The sequence below is a fragment of the Synechococcus sp. R55.7 genome, assembly GCF_047461955.1.
Taxonomy (GTDB): domain Bacteria; phylum Cyanobacteriota; class Cyanobacteriia; order Thermostichales; family Thermostichaceae; genus Thermostichus.
In genome coordinates this window covers 1-2,588 of the sequence record NZ_JANSIC010000287.1, presented here as the reverse complement: position 1 = coordinate 2,588, position 2,588 = coordinate 1, and the positions used below count along the sequence as shown (strand labels likewise).

The window sequence follows — 2,588 nt, the reverse complement described above, 5'->3', positions numbered from 1 at the left end:
ACTTTTATCGGACTGGCGGTTGGGGATCCTCGCTTTGCAGGCGGAGAATTTCGGCCTCAATGCGCTGTTGCAAAGCTTTGCCCTCTTCGGAGCGGATCAAGAGTGTAATGCGGTTGTAGTCGGGCACAGTCATGCCGTGGCGAGTGATGATCTCGGTCGCGGTGCGGATGAATTCTCGCCGGATTTGATCTTTGCTGGCTGGGTCGTTTGTGGCTTGGGAGCGCTTTTGGGCCTCTTGCCGGTGGGGCTCCATCTCCAAGACGATACGGGCGTACATTGTTACCTGCTCATCGCTCAACACCACAGAGGTGGTGGGGGTTTGAGCCACGGCCAGAGAAACAGTCAGCACAGGGATCCAAGTGCAAACCCAGATCAAACCCACCAGCCCTTTTTGGACCACGCTTTGGATTGGAAATGCCGTCCACCGTCTCCGACTTGCTTTGCCTGACACCGCTGATGTCTCCCCACCCGCCAACTGTTGCTCAGGTTGCCTAGGGTTTTTGTGAGCTTTCGGCCCCACGCCGGTTCAACACTCTGATGAACCCCGCGGGCTTCGATCCTATCTGCTCCTCTCTGTGAAAGCCCAGGGCGTCGTCCACGCTGACAACTGAGCTTGCTTTTCCATTTGACCGAAAACTGGTCTTTAGGTTCCAGTTCCAGTCCCTTTCCAGCCTATCTGACACCCAGAAGGGAGTGGCCTCTGGGATAATGGGGATGAATTGTTGGTTATTGCCCCTATGCATTTGGAACGTCGCCCGGTTTTCCCGTTTACGGCCATCGTCGGCCAAGAGGAGATGAAATTGGCCTTGCTCCTCAACGTGATCGACCCGCGCATTGGCGGGGTGCTGATCATGGGGGATCGCGGCACGGGCAAGTCCACCACCATTCGCGCTTTGGCCGACCTGCTGCCCCGGATCGAGGTGGTGAAAGGGGATCCCTTCAACAGCCACCCGCGGCAGCGGGACTTGATGAGCGATCAAGTGTGGGAGCGCCTGCAGGCGGGAGAAACGCTGGAAAGCACTTGGATCCAGGTGCCGATGGTGGATCTGCCCTTGGGGGCAACAGAAGACCGAGTGTGTGGCACTCTCGACATTGAGCGGGCCTTGGCTCAGGGGGTGAAGGCTTTTGAGCCAGGGCTACTAGCCAAGGCCAATCGAGGCATCCTTTACGTGGATGAAGTCAATTTGCTGGATGACCACTTGGTGGATGTGTTGCTGGACGCGGCGGCCTCAGGCTGGAACACCGTGGAACGGGAAGGCATTTCCATTCGTCATCCGGCTCGGTTTGTGCTGGTGGGATCCGGCAACCCGGAAGAGGGGGAATTGCGGCCTCAACTGCTGGATCGCTTTGGCATGTTTGTCCAGATCGAAACGGTGCGAGATGCCGCCCTGCGGGTGCGGATCGTGGAGGAGCGCAGCCAGTTCGACGCCGATCCCCAGGCTTTTTTGGCCAAGTATGCCGATTCCCAGCAGCGCCTGCGGGAGCGCATCGAAAAAGCCCAACATCTTTTGCCCAACGTGGCAGTGGATCCCGACTTGCGCTTGAAGATCTCTGGGGTATGCGCGGCTTTGGAGGTGGATGGACTGCGCGGAGACATTGTAACCAACCGGGCTGCCAAAGCCCTGGCAGCTCTAGAGGGGCGCAGTGAGGTCACCGTCGCCGATATCCGTCGGGTGATCAGCCTGTGTTTGCGTCACCGCCTGCGCAAGGATCCTCTGGAGACCATCGACTCGGGCTACAAGGTGGAAAAAGCCTTCAGCGAAGTGTTCCAGGTGAGCTTGGAGAGCGCCGCCTAGCCCAAGCACTCCGCGCTGCTAGCCCTCACCCCCGGCCCCTCTCCCGGCGAAGGGAAGTTGGGAGCGGCGAACCTCAGCCAAATAGGGCCGCTAACTTGTCGGCAATGGCGGCAATCCAGGCTTGCTCCTGCCGGCTGAAGCTGCGTGGGGTATCGCTCCCCAAAATCAAGCACCCTTTCTGGCCGATGGGCTGGCACAGCACGGCCTGGGATCCGGGGGGCAACAGGCCATCGAACTCGGCGCGGGCCGGGAACAGCTTGAGATCCACCAAATACACGGGCCGCCCCGTTTGCAAAACCCGCTGCAAAACGCTCTTGGGCTGAATGGAGGGCATCTGGCCGGGGTTGGCCAGGATCCCCCGTTGTAGGAGGGTTCGCCCACCCACCCAGATCACCACGGTGCGGGCGGCGGTGGTGCTGAGCAGGGTATGGGAGGCCCAAGCCAGCTCCAGTTTCTCGCTTTCGGAAAGATCGGGATGCCAATCACAGCCGGGGATCCCCTGCAGGGGGGCCGTTTGGGGCGGAAGAGGCTGGATCTGCTGCCACAGCAGGCCGGTCAGGATCAAAACGGCGCTGAGGAGGATCCCCAAGGCATCTGAACGGGACTGGCTGGTAAGCAATTCCGGCGTAAAGGCCAGTCGATTAATAACCAAAAGGACGCTGCCCAAAAGGCCGGTCACCAGAGGCAGCCGCCTCACCCAGCGATTGGGATCCCTGGGGGCTGGAGTGGGTTCAACCGTCAAGGCAGGCTAGGCATAACCTAGAGGAAGTAACGGGAGAGAAGGGAGAAGCT

Annotated in this window: 3 protein-coding genes; 1 reads left to right on the top strand and 2 read right to left on the bottom strand. The window is 59.9% G+C overall.

Annotated elements, in window-relative coordinates; translation table 11 throughout:
• Positions 1-4 precede the first annotated feature (4 nt).
• Positions 5-349 carry a DUF4168 domain-containing protein gene (locus tag NW820_RS11770; RefSeq protein WP_414331953.1) on the bottom strand — a complete coding sequence of 115 codons (345 nt, stop codon included), beginning with the start codon at positions 347-349 and terminating at the stop codon, positions 5-7.
• 388 nt (positions 350-737) lie between these two features.
• Between NW820_RS11770 and bchI the strand changes: the two genes are divergently transcribed.
• Positions 738-1,796 carry a magnesium chelatase ATPase subunit I gene (gene bchI / locus NW820_RS11765; RefSeq protein ID WP_414350299.1) on the top strand — a complete coding sequence of 353 codons (1,059 nt, stop codon included), beginning with the start codon at positions 738-740 and terminating at the stop codon, positions 1,794-1,796.
• Between the two features lie 73 nt (positions 1,797-1,869).
• Here bchI and NW820_RS11760 read toward each other — a convergent pair whose 3' ends face one another.
• Positions 1,870-2,538, bottom strand: a complete 669-nt coding sequence (locus NW820_RS11760) for a cofactor assembly of complex C subunit B (RefSeq protein ID WP_414389825.1) — start codon at positions 2,536-2,538, stop codon at positions 1,870-1,872.
• Between the last annotated feature and the right edge of the window lie 50 nt (positions 2,539-2,588).